General features: G+C 46.8%; 27 protein-coding genes and 1 pseudogene. 19 read left to right on the forward strand and 9 right to left on the reverse strand.

What is annotated here, in order from left to right; all coding sequences use genetic code 11:
• Positions 1 to 9: 9 nt before the first annotated feature.
• A complete protein-coding gene (locus AOG36_RS06745; RefSeq protein ID WP_015106701.1) occupies positions 10 to 807 on the reverse strand; it encodes an HpaA family protein in 798 nt (265 codons plus the stop codon).
• Between the two features lie 327 nt (positions 808 to 1,134).
• Positions 1,135 to 1,783, reverse strand: a pseudogene (locus AOG36_RS09125) (HpaA family protein).
• Between the two features lie 170 nt (positions 1,784 to 1,953).
• Between AOG36_RS09125 and AOG36_RS08600 the strand changes: the two are divergent.
• Positions 1,954 to 2,130 carry a hypothetical protein gene (locus AOG36_RS08600; protein WP_015106705.1) on the forward strand — a complete coding sequence of 59 codons (177 nt, stop codon included), beginning with the start codon at positions 1,954 to 1,956 and terminating at the stop codon, positions 2,128 to 2,130.
• Positions 2,127 to 3,185 carry a TRM11 family methyltransferase gene (locus AOG36_RS06755; RefSeq protein ID WP_084815813.1) on the forward strand — a complete coding sequence of 353 codons (1,059 nt, stop codon included), beginning with the start codon at positions 2,127 to 2,129 and terminating at the stop codon, positions 3,183 to 3,185. The genes AOG36_RS08600 and AOG36_RS06755 overlap by 4 nt, the downstream gene beginning before the upstream one ends.
• Before the next feature lie 107 nt (positions 3,186 to 3,292).
• On the opposite strand, the gene AOG36_RS06760 is transcribed toward AOG36_RS06755, so the two are convergent.
• Both AOG36_RS06760 and AOG36_RS06765 read right to left on the reverse strand, forming a co-directional pair.
• A complete protein-coding gene (locus AOG36_RS06760; RefSeq protein ID WP_015106708.1) occupies positions 3,293 to 4,084 on the reverse strand; it encodes an HpaA family protein in 792 nt (263 codons plus the stop codon).
• A gap of 1,271 nt (positions 4,085 to 5,355) precedes the next feature.
• The gene (locus AOG36_RS06765) at positions 5,356 to 6,300 is read right to left on the reverse strand and encodes a hypothetical protein (protein WP_053825763.1); all 945 of its coding nucleotides are present in this window, start codon (positions 6,298 to 6,300) and stop codon (positions 5,356 to 5,358) included.
• Between the two features lie 77 nt (positions 6,301 to 6,377).
• Between AOG36_RS06765 and AOG36_RS06770 the strand changes: the two genes are divergently transcribed.
• From AOG36_RS06770 to mnmE, 12 genes are all read left to right on the forward strand, one after another.
• Positions 6,378 to 6,866 carry a peptidylprolyl isomerase gene (locus AOG36_RS06770; protein ID WP_015106711.1) on the forward strand — a complete coding sequence of 163 codons (489 nt, stop codon included), beginning with the start codon at positions 6,378 to 6,380 and terminating at the stop codon, positions 6,864 to 6,866.
• Between the two features lie 6 nt (positions 6,867 to 6,872).
• Positions 6,873 to 7,109 (forward strand): carbon storage regulator, encoded by a 237-nt coding sequence (locus tag AOG36_RS06775; RefSeq protein ID WP_015106712.1) that lies wholly within the window; start codon positions 6,873 to 6,875, stop codon positions 7,107 to 7,109.
• Positions 7,106 to 7,876 carry a 4-(cytidine 5'-diphospho)-2-C-methyl-D-erythritol kinase gene (locus AOG36_RS06780; protein ID WP_015106713.1) on the forward strand — a complete coding sequence of 257 codons (771 nt, stop codon included), beginning with the start codon at positions 7,106 to 7,108 and terminating at the stop codon, positions 7,874 to 7,876. The genes AOG36_RS06775 and AOG36_RS06780 overlap by 4 nt, the downstream gene beginning before the upstream one ends.
• On the forward strand, positions 7,873 to 8,325 hold the full coding sequence (smpB, locus tag AOG36_RS06785) for an SsrA-binding protein (protein ID WP_015106714.1): 453 nt from the start codon (positions 7,873 to 7,875) through the stop codon (positions 8,323 to 8,325). The genes AOG36_RS06780 and smpB overlap by 4 nt, the downstream gene beginning before the upstream one ends.
• Before the next feature lie 2 nt (positions 8,326 to 8,327).
• The gene (gene exbB / locus AOG36_RS06790) at positions 8,328 to 8,795 is read left to right on the forward strand and encodes a TonB-system energizer ExbB (RefSeq protein WP_015106715.1); all 468 of its coding nucleotides are present in this window, start codon (positions 8,328 to 8,330) and stop codon (positions 8,793 to 8,795) included.
• Positions 8,796 to 8,804: 9 nt separating this feature from the next.
• The gene (locus AOG36_RS06795; protein ID WP_015106716.1) at positions 8,805 to 9,203 is read left to right on the forward strand and encodes an ExbD/TolR family protein; all 399 of its coding nucleotides are present in this window, start codon (positions 8,805 to 8,807) and stop codon (positions 9,201 to 9,203) included.
• Between the two features lie 63 nt (positions 9,204 to 9,266).
• Complete coding sequence (gene rpmH, locus AOG36_RS06800) at positions 9,267 to 9,401, forward strand: 50S ribosomal protein L34 (protein ID WP_015106717.1); 135 nt, start codon at positions 9,267 to 9,269, stop codon at positions 9,399 to 9,401.
• Between the two features lie 10 nt (positions 9,402 to 9,411).
• The gene (gene rnpA / locus AOG36_RS06805; RefSeq protein ID WP_015106718.1) at positions 9,412 to 9,771 is read left to right on the forward strand and encodes a ribonuclease P protein component; all 360 of its coding nucleotides are present in this window, start codon (positions 9,412 to 9,414) and stop codon (positions 9,769 to 9,771) included.
• Positions 9,768 to 10,088, forward strand: a complete 321-nt coding sequence (gene yidD, locus AOG36_RS06810; RefSeq protein ID WP_015106719.1) for a membrane protein insertion efficiency factor YidD — start codon at positions 9,768 to 9,770, stop codon at positions 10,086 to 10,088. The genes rnpA and yidD overlap by 4 nt, the downstream gene beginning before the upstream one ends.
• Positions 10,085 to 11,731 (forward strand): membrane protein insertase YidC, encoded by a 1,647-nt coding sequence (gene yidC / locus AOG36_RS06815; RefSeq protein WP_015106720.1) that lies wholly within the window; start codon positions 10,085 to 10,087, stop codon positions 11,729 to 11,731. Before yidD ends, yidC begins: the two co-directional genes overlap by 4 nt.
• An 8-nt stretch (positions 11,732 to 11,739) precedes the next feature.
• Positions 11,740 to 12,498 carry a Jag N-terminal domain-containing protein gene (locus AOG36_RS06820; protein WP_053825765.1) on the forward strand — a complete coding sequence of 253 codons (759 nt, stop codon included), beginning with the start codon at positions 11,740 to 11,742 and terminating at the stop codon, positions 12,496 to 12,498.
• On the forward strand, positions 12,491 to 13,846 hold the full coding sequence (mnmE, locus tag AOG36_RS06825; protein ID WP_053825766.1) for a tRNA uridine-5-carboxymethylaminomethyl(34) synthesis GTPase MnmE: 1,356 nt from the start codon (positions 12,491 to 12,493) through the stop codon (positions 13,844 to 13,846). The genes AOG36_RS06820 and mnmE overlap by 8 nt, the downstream gene beginning before the upstream one ends.
• Here mnmE and AOG36_RS06830 read toward each other — a convergent pair whose 3' ends face one another.
• Positions 13,847 to 15,589: a porin family protein gene (locus AOG36_RS06830; protein WP_015106723.1), complete on the reverse strand. Its 1,743-nt coding sequence runs from the start codon at positions 15,587 to 15,589 to the stop codon at positions 13,847 to 13,849.
• A 150-nt stretch (positions 15,590 to 15,739) separates the two neighbouring features.
• Between AOG36_RS06830 and AOG36_RS06835 the strand changes: the two genes are divergently transcribed.
• Together AOG36_RS06835 and AOG36_RS06840 are read left to right on the forward strand one after the other, a co-directional pair.
• A complete protein-coding gene (locus AOG36_RS06835; protein WP_015106724.1) occupies positions 15,740 to 16,585 on the forward strand; it encodes an ATP-binding cassette domain-containing protein in 846 nt (281 codons plus the stop codon).
• Complete coding sequence (locus tag AOG36_RS06840) at positions 16,582 to 17,238, forward strand: class II aldolase and adducin N-terminal domain-containing protein (RefSeq protein WP_197271364.1); 657 nt, start codon at positions 16,582 to 16,584, stop codon at positions 17,236 to 17,238. The genes AOG36_RS06835 and AOG36_RS06840 overlap by 4 nt, the downstream gene beginning before the upstream one ends.
• A gap of 9 nt (positions 17,239 to 17,247) precedes the next feature.
• Here AOG36_RS06840 and AOG36_RS06845 read toward each other — a convergent pair whose 3' ends face one another.
• On the reverse strand, positions 17,248 to 17,844 hold the full coding sequence (locus tag AOG36_RS06845) for a peroxiredoxin (RefSeq protein ID WP_015106728.1): 597 nt from the start codon (positions 17,842 to 17,844) through the stop codon (positions 17,248 to 17,250).
• Positions 17,845 to 18,051: 207 nt separating this feature from the next.
• Here AOG36_RS06845 and AOG36_RS06850 point away from each other — a divergent pair, with 207 nt between their 5' ends.
• Entirely contained in the window at positions 18,052 to 19,743 is a 1,692-nt protein-coding gene (locus tag AOG36_RS06850) for an ABC transporter ATP-binding protein/permease (RefSeq protein ID WP_082336670.1), read from the forward strand.
• Here AOG36_RS06850 and AOG36_RS06855 read toward each other — a convergent pair.
• Genes AOG36_RS06855 through AOG36_RS06865 form a run of 3 tightly spaced genes read right to left on the reverse strand, consistent with a single transcriptional unit; the run spans position 19,688 to position 23,864 of the window.
• A complete protein-coding gene (locus tag AOG36_RS06855; protein ID WP_053825769.1) occupies positions 19,688 to 20,359 on the reverse strand; it encodes an HAD family hydrolase in 672 nt (223 codons plus the stop codon). The two genes, AOG36_RS06850 and AOG36_RS06855, sit on opposite strands and share 56 nt — an antisense overlap.
• 15 nt (positions 20,360 to 20,374) lie before the next feature.
• Positions 20,375 to 21,055 carry a di-trans,poly-cis-decaprenylcistransferase gene (locus tag AOG36_RS06860; protein WP_015106730.1) on the reverse strand — a complete coding sequence of 227 codons (681 nt, stop codon included), beginning with the start codon at positions 21,053 to 21,055 and terminating at the stop codon, positions 20,375 to 20,377.
• On the reverse strand, positions 21,048 to 23,864 hold the full coding sequence (locus AOG36_RS06865; protein ID WP_015106731.1) for an FAD-binding and (Fe-S)-binding domain-containing protein: 2,817 nt from the start codon (positions 23,862 to 23,864) through the stop codon (positions 21,048 to 21,050). Before AOG36_RS06865 ends, AOG36_RS06860 begins: the two co-directional genes overlap by 8 nt.
• A 107-nt stretch (positions 23,865 to 23,971) precedes the next feature.
• Here AOG36_RS06865 and AOG36_RS06870 point away from each other — a divergent pair, with 107 nt between their 5' ends.
• Together AOG36_RS06870 and AOG36_RS06875 are read left to right on the forward strand one after the other, a co-directional pair.
• Positions 23,972 to 24,289, forward strand: a complete 318-nt coding sequence (locus AOG36_RS06870) for a rhodanese-like domain-containing protein (protein ID WP_053825806.1) — start codon at positions 23,972 to 23,974, stop codon at positions 24,287 to 24,289.
• On the forward strand, positions 24,289 to 24,969 hold the full coding sequence (locus AOG36_RS06875; RefSeq protein WP_015106733.1) for a uroporphyrinogen-III synthase: 681 nt from the start codon (positions 24,289 to 24,291) through the stop codon (positions 24,967 to 24,969). The genes AOG36_RS06870 and AOG36_RS06875 overlap by 1 nt, the downstream gene beginning before the upstream one ends.
• Positions 24,970 to 24,977 lie beyond the last annotated feature (8 nt).

Below are 24,977 nucleotides of genomic sequence, written 5' to 3' on the forward strand. Positions count from 1 at the left end.
TACTCAAGACTACTTCCTCATTTGGTCGATCACTTGCCTATACCGCTTCAAATTGGCGGTTTGTGCCCAAGAAACCACCTTTTCGAGCACCACTTTATACACCTTATTGAGGATTTTATGGACAGCATCGTCATGATTTTTGTCCACAGGTCCACCCACATCACCATTATCTTCTTTGTCTGCTGTGTCGCCAAGGCTGACGGAGCTCGCCCCTGCAAACCCGCTTAAAATCACCGATTCTTGGAAGTTAGAGTAGGTGATGGCGTGTTCCGCGCCAATATTGATGGGGATGATGTGCGTGGTGCGCCCCGTTTTGGGTTCAACAAATTGTAAGATCACCGCTCCAGCACTTTCATCCACCTTTGTTTTGATATGGGTGTCCTGGGGATTTGTTGTGTTGATGTCGGCATTTTCTAGAATGCCAATCCACCCCTTGATCTTTAAGAGAGAGTAGACCGTGTCCTTTTGGGTAGGAGTGAAGTCTTTAGCGGAATCAATGCGTATGATGGTGTAACCCTTTTTTTGGAGAATTTCCTGGATTTGCGCCACTAGGGCGTTTTGGAATTTAGCGATGTAGGGCTTGACATTTTCATCGGCTTGGATGTGGGGAGGTAAAATCGCCGTGATATGGTCGTTTAAAGGTTCTTGGTTGATGTGAATAGGGTAGTTAAAGTCGATGGGAGATACATTTATCTTGGGATGTGCTCGGTTGCTTGCGCTCTGAGTTCCTGTGTCTGTGGCACAGCCAAAAAACATGAGAGAAATACCCATCAATGCCGATACAATGCCCTTTGTGTGTATTTGCATAAATGTCCTTTAATCTTTCGTAGTTGCTATAAGAGTGAAAAAGAGCCAAAATTTGGCTAAAAGGGCTTGTAAAAGAGGTTTATAGCCACAATAACCCGCACTTGCTTGCCTTGTTGCCATACCAAGACCTTTAAGAGATATAAATAAACCCCAAATGCTAGCACAAAGGCCATAACTTGTCAAATCATGCGCTTTGCATGTGGGGAGTCACAACACCCAAGTCAAACCCATTTTGATCCACTTGTTAAAGATAGGGTAGGGTGGAGGAATAGCCGGAATTTGCGGTGGGTTTTGTGCTCTGCTTGTAACCCACCTGTGGTAGCTGTGCTACTTTTTGATTTGGTCGATCGCGTTTCGGTATTGTTCTAGATTGGTGTTGGTTACCCAATGCACCAATTTCTGCACCACAGCTCTGTACATTTCACTGAGAATTTTACGGATGGCATCGTTGTGGTTTTTATCCAGTGTGCTATGACTGATAGAGCTAGCCCCCTCATAGCCACCAGAGTTGGTCTTGTTTGGCGTAAGAGTGGACAAGGGCTTGCTTAGCACCCACATTGATGGCAAAGTTGTGTGTGGTGCGTCCTGTTTTAGGTTCAAAGAATTTAAAGATGACCGCCCCTGCACTTTGGTCTACAATGCCCTTCATACCGGTATCCTTAAGGTTCTCTGTGTCCATATCTGCATCTTCTAAGACCCCCATCCATCCCCTGATTTTCAAAATAGAGGAGATGTTCATTTTCTGCTCAGCACTGAGATTTTGTACATCTGCTAGGCGGATGATGTGGTAACCCTTTTTCTCTAGGATTTCTTGGACTTGCTTTGCCAATGCACTTTGGAATTGGTTGATGTAGGGCTGGACATTTTCACCTGCTTGGATGTTTGGGGTTAAAATGGCGATGGTGTGGTTATTGGAAGTCTCTTGCTCGAGATTGACAGGATAGTTGAAGTTTAAGGGAACTGAACTACTGGTCACGGTGCGCTTGTGGGCTTAGCTGTGGGCTTTATACCTGTGTGGCACAGCCAGAAAGGGCAAAAGACACACCCGCTAAGATGAATAAAAGGGGGTTTATGTGTTTTCGCATAGACTTCCTTTGAAATTTAAAATGGTGAAAAAACAAATACAGGGGCGTGGTGTAGAGTTTTTTGGTTAATGTTGGGTTAAAAATTTACATAAAAATCAACTTCTACAACGAAATCGACCGCCCCCAGCAAAGAGGCATGTTTCAATTTTTTGATTGTGCTTTCATTGGAAAGCCCATTGATAGGGATTTCATTAAACCCCTAAGTCATCTCATCACATACATCAAAGATAAACTATGATCGCCAGTATTTATCATCCAAAATACGATTTTTTGGGGCAGAGCTATGCGTCCTTTACCCCCAATCTGCATAAATACCCAGCCACGATGTTGCCCCAGATTGGTTTAAAATTACTCCAAGAATTTAAAGCCCAAAAGACAAACTTGCTCGATCCTTATTGCGGGAGTGGCAGCAGCTTTATCAGTGCTTTAGAATATGGGATCAAGGACCTTAGCGGTTTCGATCTCAACCCTTTAGCCATCCTCATAAGCAGGGCTAAATTGAGCCACATAGACAAAACCGAACTTTTAGACGAAAAAGAGTCCTTGCTTGAATCGATGACACAACCACATGCCGTTGTGGATGTCCCCATCACAAACGCCCATTTTTGGATAGAAGAACAGGCACAACAAGATTTGAGCAGTATTTTTCACCACATCAGCCAAGTCAAAAGCCTAGCTAAAACTCTTTTTCTGCTGGCCTTTAGCGAAACTTTAAGGGAAGTGAGCTACACACGCAACAACGAATTTAAGCTTTTTAGGATGAAAAACCACCAAGAGTATAAGCCAAACACCTATGGAGTTTTTCGCCAAAAGTTAGAGACCACTACCGAGTATTATCTGCATTTTTACCAACGGCACACAAAGGACATTGTCTTTAATCTCTACAATTCTAGTTTTCAGGCACACCACAAGACTTTTGACACTCTGCTGACCAGCCCACCCTATGGGGATTCTAAAACCACCGTGGCCTATGGGCAGTTTAGCACCTTCATTAATGAGTGGTTAGGTTTTAAGGACGCACGGAAATTAGACACAAAACTCTTAGGGGGCTTGAGGGCGAAAACGCTTTACACAAAAGGGAGTGTGGGCGATGCCATCCAAGAGATCGCAAAATTGGATTTAAAAAGAGCTTTGGAGGTTTCCAGTTTTTATGCTGATCTAGAGCAGAGCATCCACCATATCTTGCCCTCTTTGGCAAGCGGGGCTTTGATGTTTTTTGTGGTGGGGAATCGGTGTGTGAAAAATTTAACATTTGCATGGAGAAAGACAAGGGTGGAAAAACCTCATCACTAGGCTAGAAGGAGATTGATATGGGTGAAAGGATGCACACGCTTGGTGTTGCTTTAGCTATTTGAGCCCAACAGTGTGGTGCAGCAAGGCCTAACCATATATGTGAAAGTCTATTTCCTAATTTGGTCGATCACCCTTCTATATTGTGCCAAGTCCGTATTTGTCACCCAATAAACCATTTTTTTGATCACAAATCCATAAACCTTATTAAGAACGGTGCGGATAGCTTCTTGGTGCCTCCTCTGCATTTCAGCATGACTTGGGATGTTTGTCTCTGCAAGATTCTCTAGACTTGCCCCGCGGCTGATCGCGTTGGCTCCACTAAAACCATCCACTTTGATCTCTTGTGGAGAATGGGAATAAGCGATGGCGTGTTCTGCGCCTATGTTGATGGCAACGATGTGGGTGGTCCGCCCCGTTTTGGGCTCAAAGAATTTAAACCAAATAGCCCCTGCACTTTGGTCTATAGTGGTGTCCATGTTGGTGTCTTGTGGGTCGTTGATGTTGATGTCAGCATCTTCTAAGACTCCCATCCATCCCTTGATTTTTAAAATGGTGTAGATGTTGTTTTTTTGCTCTGGAGTTAACTGTTGCTCTGATTCAAGGTGGATGATGATGTAGCCCTTTTTTTGGAAGATTTCTTGAATCTGCCTTTCTAATGCGTTTTGGAACTTAGAGATGTAGGGCTGGACATTTTCATCGGCTTGGATGTTTGGGGTTAAAATGGCGATGGTGTGGTGGTTGGCCTCTTCTTGGTTGATATCGATGCGGCGGTTAAAGTCAAGGGAGACAATACTCTTTTTTGCATTGGCTGTAGTGGATGCCATGTTTGTGGCGCAACCTGAGAGTGCTAGGGATATTCCCAACAACGCCCATAAAACACTCTTGGTGATTTTTTGCATGGGGCTCCTTACTTAAAAATCCCCTATTGTAAGGTTTTCTTTGTTAATGTCTATTTAAGGCACTATTAAAAATTAAAAATAAAGATACACTCAATATTAGATGGTGCAAGGGCCTTCAACACACCTGAATGCCATCTTATGGTGCCGAACCCCTAGACACAGTGCTGATAAAACCTACAAGAAATGTCACAAGGAGCATTTAGCAACACAAAATTCCTAAAAAAGACGGTGGTTCGCTTGGTTTGCAAGAATAAGCCATTTATTGTTCTGAGATAATAAAGCTAGTTTCTACAGCATCTCAAAAGAAAATAACATAACATGGGTTAAACTGTGCGTTGGACATGGGAAAGTTGGGGTTGCAAAGTTCTCTCCTTTTTGGGTAGTGCACTGCGTTTTATCATTGAACTAGGGTGTTGCCTATCTTTAGTGAATTTGTGATCATACAGGTTATAGTCGTTGCAAGAACAAAGCAACTTCAGCTAGATACAAATCCCTTTAATAGACAACATCAGTGTGGGCAACTTTCCATCTGTCATCTTGCTCTTGTCCTGTATGGCTTAAGAGCATTAGGAAAAAAGTTTTTAGAAGACAGCGACAGCCACAGCTAGATCACCTAGACAATGTATGGTGACTGGCTTGTTTTACTTGGATGCAACTTTTGGTTATCTATGTGTTCTTGATGTGGGTTGGCAAAGGAACCTCTTAAAAAGGTGATAAAATCTAGCGTAAACTCTATTTTAAAGAACAATGTGGTCGCCACAGTAGCAGTCATTATCATCAATAATATGATGGCAGTAATCCAGCTGGTGTGAGAACAAGATTTCTAACATGCAATGCCTAAAAGCATCGTGGAGGGGGGTGTGGTGGTGTGGCCTGGGGGTGTGGCTAGGCCGCTCTCACTGGGTTTTGTTGGCAAAGCCACTTGGGTGAGCACCATCAAGATAGAGTATGGATTTACACCTAGCTTTAGCTAAGTTGGACTAAGGTTAACATTGCAATCTTATGCCAGTATCCAAATTACAATCGGGGTAAAGTCCTTGTGGTTGGAGCATCCATTTTTTGGAATAGGGAATACAAGACTCCAATGTGGAGTTGACTCAAAACCACGATCCTTGCTAAAGTTAGAATCCTCTAACTTTAGTCTAGCAAGCAGGGGCAGAGCTGTTGCAAAAAATGTCCTGGCCGTGGCAAACAATCCATAAGCAACTTAAGTAACTGGTGCACCATAGGAGATATAAAATCCCCCTAGGCTTAAGCATTGGATAGGTTTATCAGAATATCTCCCTATGCTTGAGCTCGTTTAAGAAGGCATCGACGGCAGTTCTTGGGGCAATGGCACTTGGGTTGACCGCCATGCCCACAAACACCCCTGTGCTATTGAAAAAGGGTCTGCCATAGGCATTGCTATCTTGCTTGGACAAGAGAGGATGGGCGTGGTGTTCGTGCAAACTCTGCACTTTAAAGGCATTGTCATTGCCCACTTTGGGGTAGTACATCCGAAGCCCGAGCGTGGTGCTTTTATCCAAAAAAAGGTTTTGGGCGTAGCGTGTGTAAATGCGAGCGTGATAGAAGCTCTCAGGGCGGGTCTGACAAAAGTCGTTGGTGAAGGCATGGGTGTTGAGTAAGGCTAGCCCCTTGTTGCGGTCAATCGCCTTGATGTGTAGCCGTGCCACACAAATGAGCACGGGCGCGCTGTCATCTTGCATCTGCGCGATGAAGGTTGTGGCGTACATGCCCTTGTCGTAGGCAAGTTCCGCCGAGGTCAAGACATGTCCTTTTTGCAATAAAAGCCCATAACCTTGCTTGTAATGCCCATCCCCAAAGTAGGCGGTCAAAAATACAGAGCTGTAAATCCACGGATGCAAAGAGGTAGGGGTATGGTGGGGCTTGGTACTATGGGTCTTATGGGTGGCATGGCTTGTGGCTTGCTTTTGGGGGCTGTGTGGTGTTGGGGCGTGGGCACTTATGGAGGGAGCGGCATGGCTTTGGGCTTTGTGGTTGTGGGGGGCGTGTTGTGGGATTTTAGCATTGTGGGTGGGGGTGTTGCGTTCTAGGGTATGCTCTTGTGTGGGGGCATAGGAGTTTGGCTCGTGGTGGGGTTCTTTGTGGGGATGGTGGTGGATTAAAGAGGTGTCTAAGGCTTCTTGCGCTTGCACCCCTAGTAGTCCCCCTCCGCCTAAGACAAGCCAAACCGCCAACACAAGAGCAGACCGCATAGACACCCCATAATATAAATTAAGGGGGAAATCGGTAAAATGCCCCAACCATTTTAGTTTTTTAAGGACAAATGCCGATGAAACCCCTGAAAATTTTTGAAACCAATCTTAAAGATTTACAAAGCTACCACACCGCCACGATCAATACAAGCAAGGGGGCGATCAAGGTCCACCTCTTCGGCAACGATGCGCCCCAAGCGGTGACGAATTTTGCAACCCTAGCCAACGAGGGCTTTTACAACGGCTTGAATTTCCATAGGGTTATCGCTGGTTTTGTAGCCCAGGGGGGTTGCCCACTTGGCACAGGCACAGGCGGACCGGAATACCGCATTAAATGCGAGGTTATAAATAATCCTCACAAACACAAAAGGGGGGCGATGAGCATGGCGCACGCCGGACGCGACACTGGAGGCAGTCAGTTTTTCTTGTGCTTTGCACCTCAACCGCATTTAGATGGCGAGCACACGGTGTTCGGGCAAATTGAGGATGAGGCGAGCTTACATGTCTTAGACAACCTCAAGCAGGGCGATAAGATTGAGAGCATCCATATTTCGGCGCAATCGTAAGTTTATATGCTGATTTTGTCGCGCAAATTGGGGGAGGGGGTTGTTGTGGGTGACTCGATTTATGTGCGGGTGATTTCCATTGACAAGGGGAGCGTGAAATTGGGTTTTGAAGCCCCCCCTCACACTCTCATTTTGCGCTCGGAGCTTAAAGAAGCGGTGGCATTAGAGAACAAAAAAGCCTCTAAAGATGTGAGTAACTCGCTTTTGGCGGGCATTGGCAAAGAATTAGGCAAGATTGATTGACATTTTCTTGCCCCGTGTACCCCAAGGTCAATGTCTTTTTGAAAGTGCTTGGCAAAGAGGGGGACTATCACTCATTACATTCCCGCCTGTGCTTGGTGCAAAATTTGAGTGAAACGCTAAGAGTCAAAAGCGCACCTAGCTTTAACCTTAGGGGCAACTTTAACTGCCCCCTAGAGCAAAACACAATTTACAAGGCGTGGTGGCTCTTAAAAGAGAGTTTGAGCCCCGCTTTACGCCCCCGTTTAGAACAAATCAGTATAGAGGTGGATAAACAAATCCCTCTAGGTGGGGGACTTGGGGGCTCTAGTGCTGATGCTGGGGTGTTTTTAAGGGAGGTCAATCAGCATTTAGAGCTGGGCTTAGGTTTGGAGCAACTTTATAGAATCGGGGCACAAGTGGGGGCGGATGTGAACTTTTTTATCTCGGGTTTTAACAGCGCAAATGTCAGGCACTTTGGGGAGGTGGTGCGAGAGTTTAAAGAAGAGCCCTTAAAAGTGCAACTTAGCACCCCACCCTTAGAGTGCACCACAGCTAGGGTCTACGGAGCGTTTAAGGGTTTTAAAGAGTTTCGGCACGCATGGCTAGAAACCCCAAGCCCTACACTCTTACAAACCCACACCGCCAAAGAGCTCAACGACCTGCTTGCCCCTGCTTTAGAGTGCTACCCCGCTTTAAAAGAGTGGGCTAAGTCTTTAGACCCTAGTTATGCGTGGTTTTTTAGCGGGAGTGGGGCTAGCTTTTTTAGGCTTAAAAGGGCACATCAGTGAGAGAGATTGCCAAAAACAAGAAAGCCTTTTTTGACTATGAGATTTTAGAGAGTCTAGAGGCTGGGGTGGTCTTGGTGGGTTCAGAGGTGAAGGCGATGCGGGCGGGGCGTGTCAATTTAAAGGACAATTTTGTTAAAATCATCAAAGGCGAAGCCTTTTTATTCGGCGTGCATGTGGCGCATTTACAAACTGCAAACGCCCACTACACGCCCGATGAGAGGCGGGTACGTAAGCTGTTGTTCCACAAAAAGCAGCTTGTTAAGTGGCACGCTCAAGTGGGACAACAACGCTTGAGCATTGTGGCTTTAAAGTTGTATTTTAATGCGAGAAATCGAGTAAAATTACAAATCGCCCTCGTGCGGGGCAAGAAACTTTACGATAAGAGAGAGGACATGAAACAAAGGGTTTTAGACATGGAGGCCAAGAGCCAATTAAGGCATAGAGGATAGCGATGGGTGATTTTAATTTAAAAGAAATGGTGGATTATGGGATTTTAGGCTTTTTGGCCTTTTTGTCCGTGATTGTGATTGCTATTGGCATTGAGCGCGTATGGTTTTACGCCACGGTGCGCGTGGATGATTACAGCGACAAGCGCAAACTAGAGCTAGATTTGCACCGCCGTTTGACCCTAGTCGCCACCATTGGCTCCAACGCACCCTATGTGGGGCTACTAGGCACGGTGACCGGGATTATGATCACTTTTATTCAGCTGGGCAACACCACAGGCGTAGACACGAAGGCGATCATGGTCGGTTTGGCGTTGGCGTTAAAATCTACGGGCATGGGGTTGATTGTGGCGATCCCTTCTGTGGTGATTTACAACATGTTGGTGCGTAAAAGTGAAATCATCGCCACCAAGTGGGATATTTACCACCACCCCGCCGAGGGTCAAAGCTTCAACCGCCTAGACATGGATTAGGATAAGCCCATGAAAAAAATCGACTCAATGAATGTGGTCCCGTTCATTGACATTATGTTAGTGTTGTTGGTGATTGTGCTCACCACCGCGTCCTTTGTCAGCACTTCTAAGTTGCCCATCAATATCCCCAAGGTGGATCAAAGCTCCAACAAAGCCGAGGATATTTTAGATAAAAAGCAGGTAAACATCGCCATCTCCCATAAGGGCGAGTTTTATCTAGACAAAAAAAGGGTGAGCTTTGAGGCACTAAAGCGGGCGGTTTCAAGCTACCCCAAAGACACGCCCATCATTTTACAAGGCGATAAAAACAGCAATCTAGACAGCTTTGTCAAAGTTGTGGATTTGCTCCAGACCCATAATCTCAACCAACTCTATATTCTTGTAGAAGACAAAAATAGCAACCACTGAATTTAGATAGCTTTTAGCCAACTTTGGCTAGAATGGCCCTTTTGAAAATTTTAAAGGAAGACAATGAAACGGACTTACCAACCCCACAACACGCCTAGAAAGCGCACGCATGGTTTTCTTGTAAGGATGAAAACCAAAAATGGGAGAAAGGTCATTAAAGCCCGCCGTGCCAAAGGACGAAAACAACTAGCCGTTTGATTTTTGCGGCGTGCAATCCCTAAAAACCACCCAGCAATTTTCTTACACCTATAAAAAGGGCATGCGGACACATCGGGCATTTTTCGCCATTTACAGCCTGCCCCTAGAGGATTTACCCCCTTTTTTTGGCAACCCTAAAAACCTCTTGCTCGGGCTTAGCGTGTCTAAGAAGGTGGGCAAGGCGGTGCAAAGAAACTTACTCAAAAGGCGGGTACGCACCATTTTAAACCATGTCCACCTAGAAAAGCAGGTGTTGGTTTTTGTAGCAAAGGCGGGGATCACTAGCCTTAGTTACCTAGAGTTGAAACAGCAGATTTTGGCATGCCTTAAGCGCAAACACCCCAACAAGGGCGTACTGAGGCGTGTATGAGAGTTGTCCTAGCCTTGCTTGCCTTTTATCGCAAACTTGTATCTCCCCTAAAGCCCTCCACTTGCCGTTTTTACCCCACCTGCTCTACCTATGCACTGTGGCTCTTAAAAAATGAGTCTTTGCTAAAAGCCCTTTTGAAGGTGGCTTGGCGGGTGCTATCTTGCCACCCCTTTCACCCCGGCGGGATCGATTACCCCGTCACAAGCAAGCCCCTAAGTCCTAAATTTTGCGCCCCAAGTGCGTTTAAACTGGTTTATTACCTAGTGCCGACAAGCCCGGGCATCCACACTTACTATATTCTCAAGGTACACTCGTGAACGACAACAATTCCAAATTCATTTTAGCCATTGTCCTCTCCTTTATCTTTTTGATCGCCTACAGCTACTTTTTTCAGCCCAAGCCCGAGAATAAGGTGCAACAAATCACCCAAAGTACCCACAGTTTACAAGGCCAAGCTACCCAAGCCTACAGCACTCCCCACTCTACCCCAAGTGCCCTAGAACAAAGCATTCAGCCCACGCAAAAAACCCCCCTAATCGCCCTTGTGCGCTCTCAAGGCATAGAGATTGAGATCGACTCGCTCGGGCGCATATCTCAGGTGTATTTAAAAGGTAAAAAATTCACCGCCCACCGCCAAGAGGGCTTTGTTGAGCATGTCAAAGAATTATTAGGACTCGCCAAACCCAAACCCCCTTTAGAAAAACTGCCCCTACTAGGCGCAGATTCTTTAAAGCCCTTAGAGCTGCGCTTTGTGGATAATGCTTTAAATGTCCAGGCGTTTAAGACCCCCTACACAGCTTCGGCAAAAGAAATCACCCTAAGCAACGCCCCCCAAAGCTTGGTGCTAACCCAAGAGTTGCCCGGCCTAACCCTCATAAAAACTCTCACCTTTTACCCCAACCTTACCTACGATCTAAAAATCCACCTAGAGTCCAAAGGGGCAATGAACACCGCCTATGTACTCTCCAATGGCGCAAGGCCTGTGGCCGATGCAGACGGCTACGCTTTTCATGGCGTGCTTTTAGGCACACAGGATCATAAACTAGAAAAGATCGAAGATGGTAAGGCAAAGGAGACAAAGACCTTTAATAACACGACTTTTATCGCCAGCGTGGATCGTTACTACACCTCGCTCTTTTTTGCCAACACCCCGCTAGATGCTATTGTAGACACCCAGCCTAGCAAAAACCCCCTGCCCTTTGTGTCCTTAAAGGGCGATGCCAGCTTGCATGGCTACATAGGCCCTAAAGACCACCATTTATTAGCCCAAATCAACCCCGCTTTAACCGAGGTGATTGAGTATGGGATCATCACCTTCTTTGCTCGCCCTGTGTTTCTATTGCTAGACTTTTTGCACAACTACACCCATAATTGGGGATGGGCGATCATCTTGCTAACTTTAATCGTGCGCATCATTCTTTATCCACTAAGCTACAAGGGCATGGTGAGTATGCAAAAAATCAAAGACCTCGCCCCCAAAATGAAAGAATTACAGGAGAAGTATAAGAGCGATCCGCAAAAGCTCCAAATGCACATGATGCAACTTTATAAAAAACACGGGGCCAATCCTTTGGGTGGGTGCTTGCCTTTGCTCTTACAAATCCCCGTGTTCTTTGCCATTTATCGGGTACTTTACAACGCTGTGGAGCTCAAAAGCGCGGGGTGGATGCTGTGGATACATGACCTATCCATCATGGACCCTTATTTTATCCTACCCCTTTTAATGGGGATTTCTATGTACGCCCAACAAGCCCTAACCCCAAGCACCATCACCGATCCCACGCAAGCCAAAATCTTTAAAATGCTGCCTCTATTCTTTACGATTTTTTTAATCACTTTCCCAGCTGGGTTAGTCCTTTATTGGACGATCAATAATATTTTTTCTATTATCCAGCAGTGGATGATCAACCAAATGCTTGATAAGAAAAAAGCTAAAGAAATCGCCGAACATAAAAAATAGGAGTTGACATGCAAACCATCAACGCCCCCAGCCTAGAGGAGGCAATCATTAAAGCGTCTTCGGTGCTTGGCTGTTCGGTTGTGGATTTGGAATATGAAGTGGTGCAAGCCCCCAGCAAGGGCTTTTTAGGCTTAGGCAAAAAGGAAGCTATTTTAAGTGTACAAAGAAAACCCCAAGCAACTAACCCCCAAGCCCAAGAGCCTGGGCAAACCACTGCCCCTGCCGCCCCCCAAGACCAGCAAGCCCAACACACACAGGTCTACAACCCCCAAGAGGAACTCCCTTACACGCCAGAAAAGCTAACCCCCCAAATCCAGCCTAGCAACAAACTAGCCCAAATCCAAGCTGAGCTAGAGAGTTTGTTTAGCCACCTACCCTATGATATCGAGCACATACAAGTGAGCCTTTATAACCCCCAAACGCTTTTAATTGACATCAGTGGCCCCGACTCGGCACTCATCATAGGCGAAAAGGGCTACCGCTACAATGCCTTATCTTACTTACTCTTTAATTGGATACACCACCGGTACAATTATAATATCCGCTTAGAGGTGGCCAGCTTCTTAAAAGACCAAGAGGAGATGATGGAGTTGTATTTGCAGGGTGTGATGATGGCCGTGCATGAAGTCGGCAAGGCCCAAACCAAGCCCCTAGATGGCATGCTCTTACACATTGCCCTAAAACGCCTAAGAGAGGCCTTCCCTAATAAGCATGTGGTGATTGAACAAAACAGCCAAAACGAGTCGGTTGTCGTGGTGAATGACTGACACCATCGCCGCCATCGCCACCCCCCCCGCCCAAGGCGCGATCGCCATTGTGAAACTAAGCGGGACCAAGAGCCTAGAGATTTTACAAACCCTCACCCACCGCCAACACTTCCCCCCTAGACGGGCTATCTTGGTGGATTGCTACGATGGTCAGGACTTGCTAGATCAAGCCCTAGCCCTTTACTTTCAAGCCCCGCATAGCTACACGGGCGAGGATGTGGCTGAAATCCAATGCCACGGAGGGTTGCTTGTGGCACGGCTCATTTTAGAGGCCTGCTTAAAAGCGGGGGCAAGGCTCGCAATGGGGGGGGAGTTTAGCAAGCGGGCGTTTTTCAATAACCGCATGGATTTATCGCAAATACAGGCCCTGCAACAACTCATAGAGAGCCAAAATGCGTCCATGGCAAAGGCGATGGCTAAACAGCTTAAGGGCGGGCTTAAAAACTTCGTGCACTCTATCCGCACCGCCCTTTTAGAACTCATCGCCACGGCTGAGGTGTTGATCGACTACGCTGAGGAAGACCTGCCTGTAAATTTGCCCGAAAGCCTGCGCGCTAAAATGCGCCCCACTCTAGAGAAGTTGCAACACACCCTAGAGGTGTCTAAAGCCAAAAAAGCCCAACTTGAGGGCTATACCTTAAGCATTGTGGGCAAGCCCAATGTGGGCAAGAGCTCGCTTTTAAACGCCCTCTTGTTGCAAGAGCGCGCGATCGTGAGCCCACTAGCGGGCACCACTAGAGACACGATTGAGGAAGTGGTGTATCTCAATGGCTCTTGTGTGCGCCTTGTGGATACAGCGGGCATTCGAGAGGGGGCGGATATGGTAGAGAGTTTAGGCATTTCTAGAAGCAAGGCACGCATGCAAGAGAGTCAAATTATTTTGGCTTTATTTGATTTGAGCCATGCCTTAGATGCCCAGGACATGCATATTTTAGACTTGCTTGCGGAACAACAAGAAAAAACGATCCTCGTGGTGTTTAACAAAAGCGATTGTGTTAAAAAGCTAGACACCAACACCCTTTTAAAAAACCTGCCCTTTATCAAAGCCCCCCCACTTGTTTTAAGCACCAAAGAAAGCCCTTGTTTGCCCCTAATCCAAGAAGCCCTAGCCCCCTTCATGCAAACCGACTTGCCCGATGTGATCTTGCCCACCTTAAGCCAACAAGAAGCCCTAGAAGCCACGATAGCCCACCTACAAAGCGCACAAAAGCCCCTAAAGAGCCTTGAGCTAGAGCTCTTTGCCTACCACATTAAAGACGCGCTAGAGAGTTTAGGGCAAATCACCAGCCCCTACAACACCGAGGAAATGCTCGGAGTGATGTTTTCTAAGTTCTGCTTAGGCAAGTAGTTAAAACACCCAGCCGTAGTTGAAGAGGATATTGAAGTGGCTCACGCCTTCTTGGATGGTGAATGTGCCCACTAGATTGCTGGTGTTGATTTTAGCGACGAGGTTTTGCTGGACTAAGGGCAGGGCGATACCGATGCTGTATTTGGAGTGCTTGTAGCGGTAGTTAAAACCCACATCTAGGTTTAAATTGCCGCTGTTGAAAAACCCCGCCCCCTTCAAGCCATAACCCTTCCACAACGCCCGAAGGCCTACGAACATGCCATAAGAGCTTTTGAATTGACGGCGCACGATCCTAACCCCCATCTTGTTGCGCAAGCGGTAGGTGCTGTAATTGGTTTTAAAGTCGATGAGCGCGTCCATCCCCCACCCAAAGGCGATTTGATTGATGGTGTTGATGATGCCCATTCTCTTGGCGTAGTTGTACTTAATGATCCCATAGTAAGACAGCCCGAAGTAATCATTGAAGTATCGTTGGTAACCGCCCATCAAGTCAAAGCCCACCATCGCCGAATTGGCAGAATTGTTGGCGGAGAGGATATTTTGCAAGACGCGCAAGAAGGCGGGGGGCATAGAGGGGGGTGCTTGGCTGGCCAGTTGGTTGTAGTTGATGGGCAAGCGCCCCGCTTTACCAAGCTCTGTCCATACATTTTCACCAACACCCCCCATTCCAGCACGCACATACTTGTCACCAATTTTGTAATAGGTACAAGCCGAACAATTGTGTTCCACCTTGCCACCAGGAGTGCTGTAGGAACCATTAGGGTAGGTCATATTACCATTGTGGTTGAAACCATTCACATGACCAAATTCATGCATGATCAGCGCTAAAGGAGTTGCATCATCGTTAAGACTATCTGTCATTAAAATTTTAGCTTGGGCTGGATTGATTAAATATTCTTGGATACCAAAAACAGCAGGACTTCCCAAACCATCGTAAGGAGAATGTGGAGAAAGTGTATCGATTAAAATGCGTTTGTTAGAAGTATATTGTTCATAAACCTTTTGTTTGTTTAAAACATATTTTTGTAAGGAATGTGGCACTTGCCCATTAGGACCAGGAATGACATTAGGGTGGTAGGGGCCGACATTGCCCGGACCATTTGTGAATTCAAAAGGAGCATTGAGTACTGCTTGTTTAAACTGCGGAGAACTTAGCATGGCAGTAAGATTAAGGAAAATCTCTGCTAACTCTTCTGCCTCTTTTGGAGTTGGGGGGTTGGACCAATTCTTTGAGGCTGGATTTTCTGGGTTGGGGTAGGGACTCTTAAAGGTTCCTTGGATGTCTACCGTGATTTTGGCTAGATTATTTAATACTTGCGTGGTGACAGGATCTGAGGAGGAGGAAGGAGCTAAACTGAATGTAGAGTTGGCATTGCCCCCGGCTTTGGCAATGGCAGGGAGCAAATCCTCGGCCACCACGCTTTGGGTAAACTGGGGGATGTCTTTAAACAAGCCCACCTTGACCTCTTGCCCGTTGGCATTTTTCATGTAAAGGTCGACATTGTGCAGATTGTAGGGCAAGAAACTTTCAATCTGTAATTTGCCGTTTTTGAGCTGCATTTTCACGGGCTGAGTGGTGTTGAAGGTGATGGGGTTTTTGATATTAGCAAGTCTACCTTGTGTAAAGGTGGGGGCAGCGTTTTGCATGATCTCTTCGATACAGATCGTGCCTAGAGGACAAGGAGGCTTTTCTTTAATGTCTCCCTTGGTTTCTAATAAACCCGTTATGAAACCTCCTTCCACAAAAAAACCATCCTTGGGATGTGCTGTCAAAAAAGTAGAGCCACCAATGACAAGGGGGAGGAACCATTTGTGCATGCAAATACCTATGTTAAGATAGCCACAAGCTTTTATCGTAGCATTCTGAAACTTTAGACTTGTTGAGATGAAACCATGTTAGAGATTTTAATCCAAAAGCACTTAAAAGGGGCAGGGGGGGATTTTAAGTTAGAAGTAAATTTGCGCTTGCAACCGAGGCAAACCTATGCCCTAATGGGGGCTTCTGGTGTGGGTAAAAGCACTTTGCTGCGCACCCTTGCGGGGTTAGAAACCCCAGATATTGGGCGTATTGTCTTTAATAACCAAGTGTGGTGCGACATACAAAAGCGCATTAACCTAAGCCCACAGGAGCGCAAAGTGGGCTTTGTGTTCCAAGATTATGGGTTATTTCCCCATTTAAACACTCTGCAAAACATCGTCTTTAGTGCCCCTAAACATCCAAAAATAGATGAGATCATCGCTCTTATGGAGCTAGAGGGGCTGTTAAAACGCCCTATTAGCACGCTCTCAGGCGGGCAGCAACAAAGAGTCGCCTTGGCGCGGGCGATTTTGCGCGTACTAGATGGCGGATCGCTTTTATGCCTAGATGAGGGTTTGAGCGCGCTAGACCCTTGTATGCGCTCTAAATTACAAGAGCAGATCAAGTTCTTAAGCGCGCATTTCAATCTCACCACACTGCTCATCACCCACGACCTATTCGAGACCTATCAAATGGCAAGCACTTTGATTTTTTTCCAGCAAAACACGCAGACCACCACCGCTCATATTCAAAACTTAAGACCCAAGCAAGCCCTGCACGCTAAAGTGCTTAAAAGCCAAAATCAAGAACTCACACTAGCCCTAGAGCCGCAAATGGTGCGCATGCCCTACGATAAAGAGTTCAAAGAAGGGGTGTGCGTGGTGCTAGAACCCAAAAATTTACAAATAAAACAAATAAATTTGTTAGAATCCCCCCTATGAAAAATGTTTATGTTAGAGAAGTGGATCAAAAACTTTTGCAACAGCTCCAAAAGGTGTCTTTATCGATGTTCCGCAAGGGGTTTTTCAGTATTTTCAGAGGCTCGATCTCGGCACGCATGGGGGCGACTCGCTTTCTCATCAATAAAAACAATGTCATTTTTGACAATTTAGATGAAGAGTCTTTTATTGTCTTGCAAGACAAATTAGATTACCGCTGGCGGGAGGCGAGCATGGATGTAGGCATCCACGCTAGTATTTACCGCCACTTCACAGAAGCCCGCTTCATCGCCTATGGTCGCCCCCCACACGCCATCGCTTATTCGCTTAACCACGAATCTTTAGCCCCTAGAGATTACTTAGGTGCCACGCTTTTAGGGCAAAAAATTGACATTTACGATCCCAAGAGCTATAAAGACTGGCAGGATCGTTGCTCCGTGGACATTTCACACTACTTGCAGGCGAGCAAGAGGTGCTTTATTTTCATCAGGGGGTGCGGAATCGTGGCCTACCATAGGGAACTACAAGGCTTATTAAAAATTTTTGATTTGATTGAGGGGGGTTGTGAGATTTTGCAACTATCAAACCCAAACCCCCAAGGGGAGATTGTGCCCAAAAAAGAACAAACCCTAGAGCCAAGCCCTAGCCAAAACTAGGCTTTAGACTTATAGGTGACTGGCGTTTTCTTTGAGATATTCAGCCACACCTTCGTGGCTGGGTTTCATGCCCGCATCGCCTTTTTGCCAACCTGCAGGGCAGACCTCGCCATGTTCTTCAAAGAAAATCAAGGCATCCACCATGCGCAACATTTCATCCACATTGCGCCCTAGGGGGAAGTCGTTGATCACGGCGTGGCGGATTTTTTGGTGTTTATCGATCAAGAAAGACCCCCTAAGAGCCACGGCGTTTTCAAAGAGTACATCATAAGCCCTAGCGATGTCCTTAGTCACATCTGCCACAATGGGGAAAGTGACTTGACCGATACCACCTTTTTCAACAGGGGTGTTTTTCCACGCATAGTGAACCACCTCGGTGTCGGTGGAAATCCCGATCACATTAAAGCCCCTTTCGTTGAAGTTTTTCACGCGGTGGTCAAAAGCGATGACCTCAGAGGGACAAACAAAAGTAAAATCTTTGGGCCAAAAGAACAACACTGCCCCATTGTGGCCTAAATTTTTTGACAATTCAAAATGCTCATCCACCTGGTTATTGGGTAAAACAGCTGTGGCCTTGAAATCGGGAGCAACCTTTGTAACTAACATAAAAAATCTCCTTATAAAATTTTGGTTTTGTTAGCGAGCTAACGAGCTAACGGGCGTATTGTAGCCAAATATCCATTAACAATCAAGGTAGCTTTTAGCTATAATTTGGACTTTAATTTGGACTTTTACCTTGTATTTTAAGGATTTGCCTTGGCTTTAAAGAAGCGCATCAACCCCTTTAAAACTTTTTGGCGTTCACTCTTGCAAATGTCCGTATTGATCAATAAAAGGGACAAAAAAATCTTGATCGTCTTGGTTTTGATGTCCATTTTCATGTCGCTGATCGAGGTCTGCTCGATCAGCGCGATCATGCCCTTCATCACGCTGGCTAGCTCACCAGATTTGGTTTTATCTAACCACTACGCCCGCGTGATCTACGACACCTTGCACTTTAAAACCCCCCTACACTTTGCCTATTTTTTCAGCTTTGCGCTCGTGGGGCTGTATGTGTTCCGCTTAGGCTACAGTGTGCTTTTTGCTTATGTCAATAGCCGCTTTGCAAACCAAAAGGCGCACGCCTTAGCCCAACGGCTGTTCATGCACCACTTGAAAAACTCCTATCTAGAGCACATCAACATCAGTCTAGATAAAATCCGCCACACCATCATGGAAAAGAGCGGGGGGGTTTTACACGGTCTCAACGCCTTGCTGGGGTTGCTTGCCGAGGTGAGTGTGATGTTGTTTTTGTATGGGCTATTGATTTACACGAATTGGAAAATGACCTTTGCTTTGACCTTTATCCTCGCCCTGCAAGTCTTTTTCATCACCAAATACATGTCTAGGTTCATCCAAAATAAGGGGCGGATATCCAACAACGCCCAAGCGCAGTCTTTTAAAATCTTTTCTAAGTTCTTTGGCAATTTTAAAATCACCAAACTCAAAGATAACCACGAGCAAGCCTACCAAGTCTTTAGTCAAAACAGCCTAAACAACGCCAAAGCCAACACCACCTACCGCACTTTGCAGGTAATCCCCAACCGCTTTTTAGAAACCGTGGGTTTTAGCTTGCTCATCTTGGCAGTCGCCTATGTTTTACATAAATACGGCGAGGCTAAAATGGTTTTACCCATCATCTCGATGTACGCCCTAGCCCTGTATCGCATGTTGCCCTCCTTAAACCGCATCTTGGACCAATATAGCATCATCTGCTACCAGCAACAGGCGATCAACGGTGTTTACAAGGATTTGAGTCGTCCGATCCAAGAGGAAGGGGCACTAGATTTGTCCTTCAAAGAGACGATCCGCCTTCAAAACATCAGTTTTGCCTACAAGCGCACCCACCCCGTTTTGCAAGGTGTGGATTTAAAGATCAAGCGGGGCCAAAAAATTGCCTTCATCGGGCCTAGCGGTTGTGGCAAGTCCACCTTGGTGGACATTATAATGGGCGTGCTCTATCCTAGTGCGGGGCAGATTTTTATAGACAATACCCCCCTAACCCCCAAAAACATCCGCACATGGCGGCAAAAGATCGGCTATATTCCCCAACAAATCTATTTGTTCGATGGCAGTGTTGCCGAAAATGTCGCCTGCGGTAGCTCCATAAATGAAGAACGGGTCATAGAGGTCTGCAAGATGGCACACATTTACGACTTTTTATGCCAACATCGGGGGATTGAAACGACCATTGGCGAGGGGGGAATCAACCTCAGCGGAGGACAAAAGCAACGCCTAGGCATCGCTAGAGCCTTGTATGATAACCCGGAGATTTTGGTCCTAGATGAAGCCACCTCAGCCCTAGACACCCCCACAGAGGCGAAGATCATGGATGAGATTTACAGCGTGGCCGAGGGTAAAACGCTCCTAGTGATCGCGCATCGCCTCAGCACCATCGAGCGTTGCAATGTTAAAATTGATCTAAGCAAGCCCTCTGTGCAAGGGCTCCTAAGTCCAAATCCTTAAAGTCTTGGATGTAAGAGCTGGGCAACAGCTCTTTTAGGGCCGGGTTGTTGTAGCCCAAAAAGGCGATTTTATTAGCCTTTGCGCTCTCATAATCGCTCTTAGAATCCCCGATCAACACCATTTGGCTAGGATCATAGCCATATCTAGCGCACATGTTCGCTAGAATTTTTGCCTTCGCTGGGGGTGCACCCTCCACGCTCTTAAAATAGGGCAAAATCCCCAAAAACTCGCAGAGAACCTGTAACTCTGTATGCAAAGCTGCCGAAGCAATGTGGAAAATATACTTTTCATCGTTCGTCTTGATAAAGTCCATCACTTCTAAGTTTAAATGCTCCCTAGAAAACAAGTCCTTTTCAATGATCTGCCCGAACTCCTGCACTAGGGCGTTGATTTTATCCGCGTCTATGGTTTTCTTTAAAATTCGGGTGTAAAAGTGCGCGATTTTATCAGAGCGGCTCACCCCCCCATTGGTGTAGTGATATCCTTCAAACGCCTTTAGAGCCACCTCATCTGCCTTTGTGTGCCGCCTAAACAATTCCTTAAACCCCTCCCCCTTTAAGTGCATGCTGTCAAACACCACGCCATCAAAATCCCACACCACAACTTCCAACGCCATGCCAAGTCCTTTCTGCTACACTCTACCAAATTTGCGTTGTCTTTGATTAAATGAAGCGATGATTTGGGCTAAATCCTCTGGCGTGAAGTCGGGCCAGAGCACGGGGCTAAAAAATAGCTCGGCATAGCTGGATTGCCACAGCAAGAAGTTAGACAGGCGCATCTCCCCACCCGTGCGTACCAACAAGTCTACATCAGGCAAGCCTGCCGTGTCTAAATGCGCCCCAATGAGCTCTTGCAAGTCCCCCTTTAGCCCCGACTCCAACACCCGCTTGCACGCCCGTGCGATCTCATCACGCCCCCCATAGTTTAGGGCTAAAATCTGTATCATGGCGGTGTGGCTAGCGGTTTCTTGCTCCAAATTTAAAATGGTCTTTTGCAGGGCGGGGCTGAACTTCTTTAAATTGCCGATCGCCTTGAAACGGATTTTATGCTCTAAATAAGTGGGGCGCTCTTGCACAAGATATTTTTTGAGCATCCGCATCAAAAAATCTACCTCTGCTTTGGGGCGGCTCCAATTCTCTGTAGAAAAGGCATAGAGCGTGAGATAGGCAATCCCCTCTTTGGCGCACCAAATGGTGATGTTTCTTAGGGCGTTGATCCCTTGTTGGTGCCCGTGTGTGCGGGGCTTACCCTGCAACTTCGCCCACCTCCCATTGCCGTCCATAATGATAGCCAAATGCGCTAAGTTATTCATCGCTGCACGAATCAACCAAGTAGGCAATGTGCTGGAAGGGGATGTTAGAGTGCTGGCTTAAACCTACTTCGCAGGTGCTAGAGCTGCAAAAGCCTTTTTTAAGTTTTTTGTCTTGGTAGAATCTTGTGAAGTCTAATAGGGCATGGTCATTGAGTTCTGGCGTTAAAAAGCCCTTGTTGCCCGCAAAGCCACAACAGCCCGTATCGATGTGCTCTACAATCTCCCCGCGCACACACGCCTTAGCCAAATCCCGCATGTTCTGCGCATAACCTAGGCGTTTAGCCGCACACATCGTGTAAAGGGCGACATCTTCTTGTAGGGGCGTGATTTTTAAATGCGGCAATAAATGCTCTTGAATAAAAATGGGCATGTCGTAAATTTTTAGCCCCGTGTGCTCCAATTGCTCGATCAAATACGCGCTGCATGCGCTGTGATCCAACACGATGGGGATTTGCCCATTTTTGGAGAGCTCTTTTAAAAGTTTGGCATTTTTTTCAGTGTTCTGCACACTCAAATCTTGGTAGTCAATGAACGCCTTACCACAGCAAAACTTAGATAATTCTTTAGGATAAATCACCCCAAAGCCCGCCTTTTGGCATAGCGATTCAAAGACCTCTTGCAGACTGCGTTGATCGGGCATCAGTTTTGAAGGCGCAAAAGCACGGTTAATGCAGGTGGAAAAGTAGAGCACGCTTTGGGTGGCGGGCTTGCTGGTGAGTTGGAATTTATTTTTTCGTGGCATGTAATTAGAAACTAAAGGCGTGCCTAATTTGGTGTGCAATTTTTGGCTGCATTTATGGATGAAATCCGCGCCTAAGGCCACCTGCCCCACTTGCACCGCACCAAGCCCGACCTTCAAGCCCCCCACCACAAAATCCATGTGTTTTAAAATCTCTTTAGCCACAAGAGGGGCCTTTTCTTTTCGGCGGGTTTTAAGTGCAATGGTGGCGCTGTCAATGCCAAGCGGGCAGAGTGTGGAGCACATATGGCAGGCTGCACAAGTTTCATCGCTTAAATACTGATACCCTTCCAAGAGCTCTTCTAGCAAGGTGCGGTCGGTGGCTAGTCCTTGGGCGGCTTTTTGGCTCAAATAGGCGATTTCTCTTTGTAGGCCTATGCGCTGGCGGGGGGTGAGCGAAAGATAACGGCTAGGGCAAATGCGCTCGCAAAACCCGCACTCCATGCAGGCTTCTATTTCAGGGGCGATGGGCACACTCTCTTTTAAATTCTTGGTATGGATTTGCGGATCGCTTGATAAGATCACATCGGGGTTTAAGAGTTTATCCGGATCAAATAGGGCTTTGATGCGCTGGCAAATTTGGTAGGCTTTTTCACCCCACTCCAATTTAACAAAGGGGGCGACCATGCGCCCTGTGCCATGCTCGGCTTTGATCGAACCCTGTAAGGACACAACCATTTGGGCCAAATCCTCCATGAGCGCGCTAAATTGCGCCCGCTCGGTGGGGTTTTCTAAAACAGGGGTGATCAAAAAGTGCAAATTACCGCTTAAAGCGTGCCCAAAAATCACGCTGTGATCTTTGAAGCCATGCTTTTCTAACAAGCCTTGTAAATTGGCGATCCCCTCTTGCAAATGCTCCATGTCAAAGCATAGATCCTCAGTGATTACACTCGCCCCACTGCGCCGCCGTCCCGCCACAATGGGGAAAATACCTTTTCTAATCTTCCACCATGTGTTATAAACCTGCGGATCTGTGCTTTGCTCTAGGGGCAAGATTGTGGGGGTGGCTTGCAATTTCTCAAGCACAAAGGCACTATTTGCCTCAAGGGTGTTTAAGTCAGTGCTCTCCAGCTGGGCTAAAATGCACGAATAGCCCGGCTTGATCTCGTTTAACACGCTAGGCATGCCCTCTGTGCCCTTCACACTGGCTAGACATGCATAGTCCATAAGCTCTGCGGCACTGATTTTATCTGCACTTTGTGCCAAAATTTGCACCCCCTTTAGGCCCGCCGCCAAACTCTCATAAAAGAGCAAGAAGCAGGTTTTATAAGGGTAGTCGGACACACAATGCAGCTCACAGCTGGAGATAAAGCCTAGCGTGCCCTCTGAGCCTATAAACAAATGGCTTAAAATGTCTATGGGGTCTTCAAAGTCTACGAGGGCATTTAGACTATAGCCCGTGGTGTTTTTGATTTTGTATTTCTTTTGGATTAAGGCGTGCAATTCGTCGTCCTCTAGCACCTCTTTACGCAAAGCCAATAATCCGTCTAAAAGCGTAGCGTGGCTTTGTTTGAAGGACTCGACACTCTCTTTCTTGCTCGTGTCTAAGAGCGTGCCATCGGCTAGGATCACGCGGATGGATTTTAAAGTTTGGTAGCTGTTTTGCGCCACCCCACAGCACATGCCACTGGCGTTGTTGGCTAAAATCCCCCCCACCATGGCAGTCGCGATGGTTGCCGGGTCTGGTCCGATCTTTTTTTGGTAGATTTTTAGGGCGTTGTTGGCCTGTGCTCCGATCACTCCACAGCCAAGCCGCACACTCTCCCCGCTATCTTGTGGCTTGATTTCTTGCCAGCCTAAATTTGCCATCACCAAAACCCCACTGCCACACGCTTGTCCAGATAAGGAGCTGCCCGCCGCTCTAAAGGTTAAAGGGGTGTTATGCCTCTTAGCCAAAGCACACAAACGCATGATCTCTGCCTCGTGGAGGGCTTTGACGACCAGCTCGGGAACATAGCGGTAGCAGGACGCGTCTATGCCATAAACCACACGGCGCAAATAATCCTTGTAAATACGATCGCCCAAGAACTCTTGAGCGTCTTGGTAGAATGCAGTGTAATTTTCTTGCATGTATTGCCTTTGTTGTCAAAATAAGGCAATTTTACTACTTTTTTGGCTGTTTATCTTTATGTATGAAAATGTGCTACAATCCCCCCAAAATTTTAAAGGATTTTGACATGGAGAGCAGTTACACCCACCAGCTCGTAGAACTGAAGTCTTTCAACCCCAAGGATTATTGCGTGATCGACATTAGGGACGCTGAGAGCTACCACAAGGCGCATCTAAAAGAAGCACTCCACATGGACGATTTGAACGCCATTAAAAAGTTTGCCCTAGAGCACCCCCAAGATAAAGTGTTGTTGCAATGCTGGCGGGGCAACACCGCCGCGCAATACGCTAATGCTTTGCACGGGGCAGGAGTGTCCAACATTTACTTTTTAAAAGCGGATTTTGACGACTTTAAGACATCGGGCTTAGAAGTACTAGAAAGTTAGTGCGCTCGATTGTTGTGGTGAGCAGCGCGCCTACGGGGGGTGTAGGAGTGCTAGAACCTAGTATCGGTTGCTTAGCTTGTGGCCGGATCGTCTATTTACCTCTAAATTTAGACAATCTAGCCACACCCACGGGCGTGCCCTTACAGCTCGCTCATGTGAGAGCCTTGCTTTTCACCTCCAAACATGCCCCTTTAAGTTTAGAGCACGGTCTAGCAAACAGCGATGCCCTCACCTTTTTAAAGAGCCTCCCCGCCTTTGTGCTCGCCCCAAAGAGCGCACAAGTAGCCAAGGATTTGGGCTTTAATGTTGCCTTCATGGGGCAAAGCGGGCATGCCAAGGGCTTTATTGAGGAAATCAAAGGCCTTTTGCCAAACCCCACACTCTTTGTGCGTGCCCAAGAGACCGCCACAAATGCCCTAGACTTTCTGCCCTCTTTGATCGCTTACCAAAACACCCCCTTAAAACTGCCCCAAGAACAAAAGCCAAAGCCTCACTCTGTGCTGATATTCACAGCCCCTAGCAGTTATAGGCATTTTTTGGCTAATTTTGCATGGGATTCTAGCTACAGTGCTGTAGCCATCGGTCAAAGCACCTTAAACACTCTTGATCCGCACATTTGCGCCCATCTAAGCCCACAGCCTAGTCTTGAAGCCTGCATTGCATTAGCCAAAACGCTTTAAAGCTTTGC

Source organism: Helicobacter heilmannii, assembly GCF_001283065.1.
Classification (GTDB): Bacteria; Campylobacterota; Campylobacteria; order Campylobacterales; family Helicobacteraceae; genus Helicobacter; species Helicobacter heilmannii.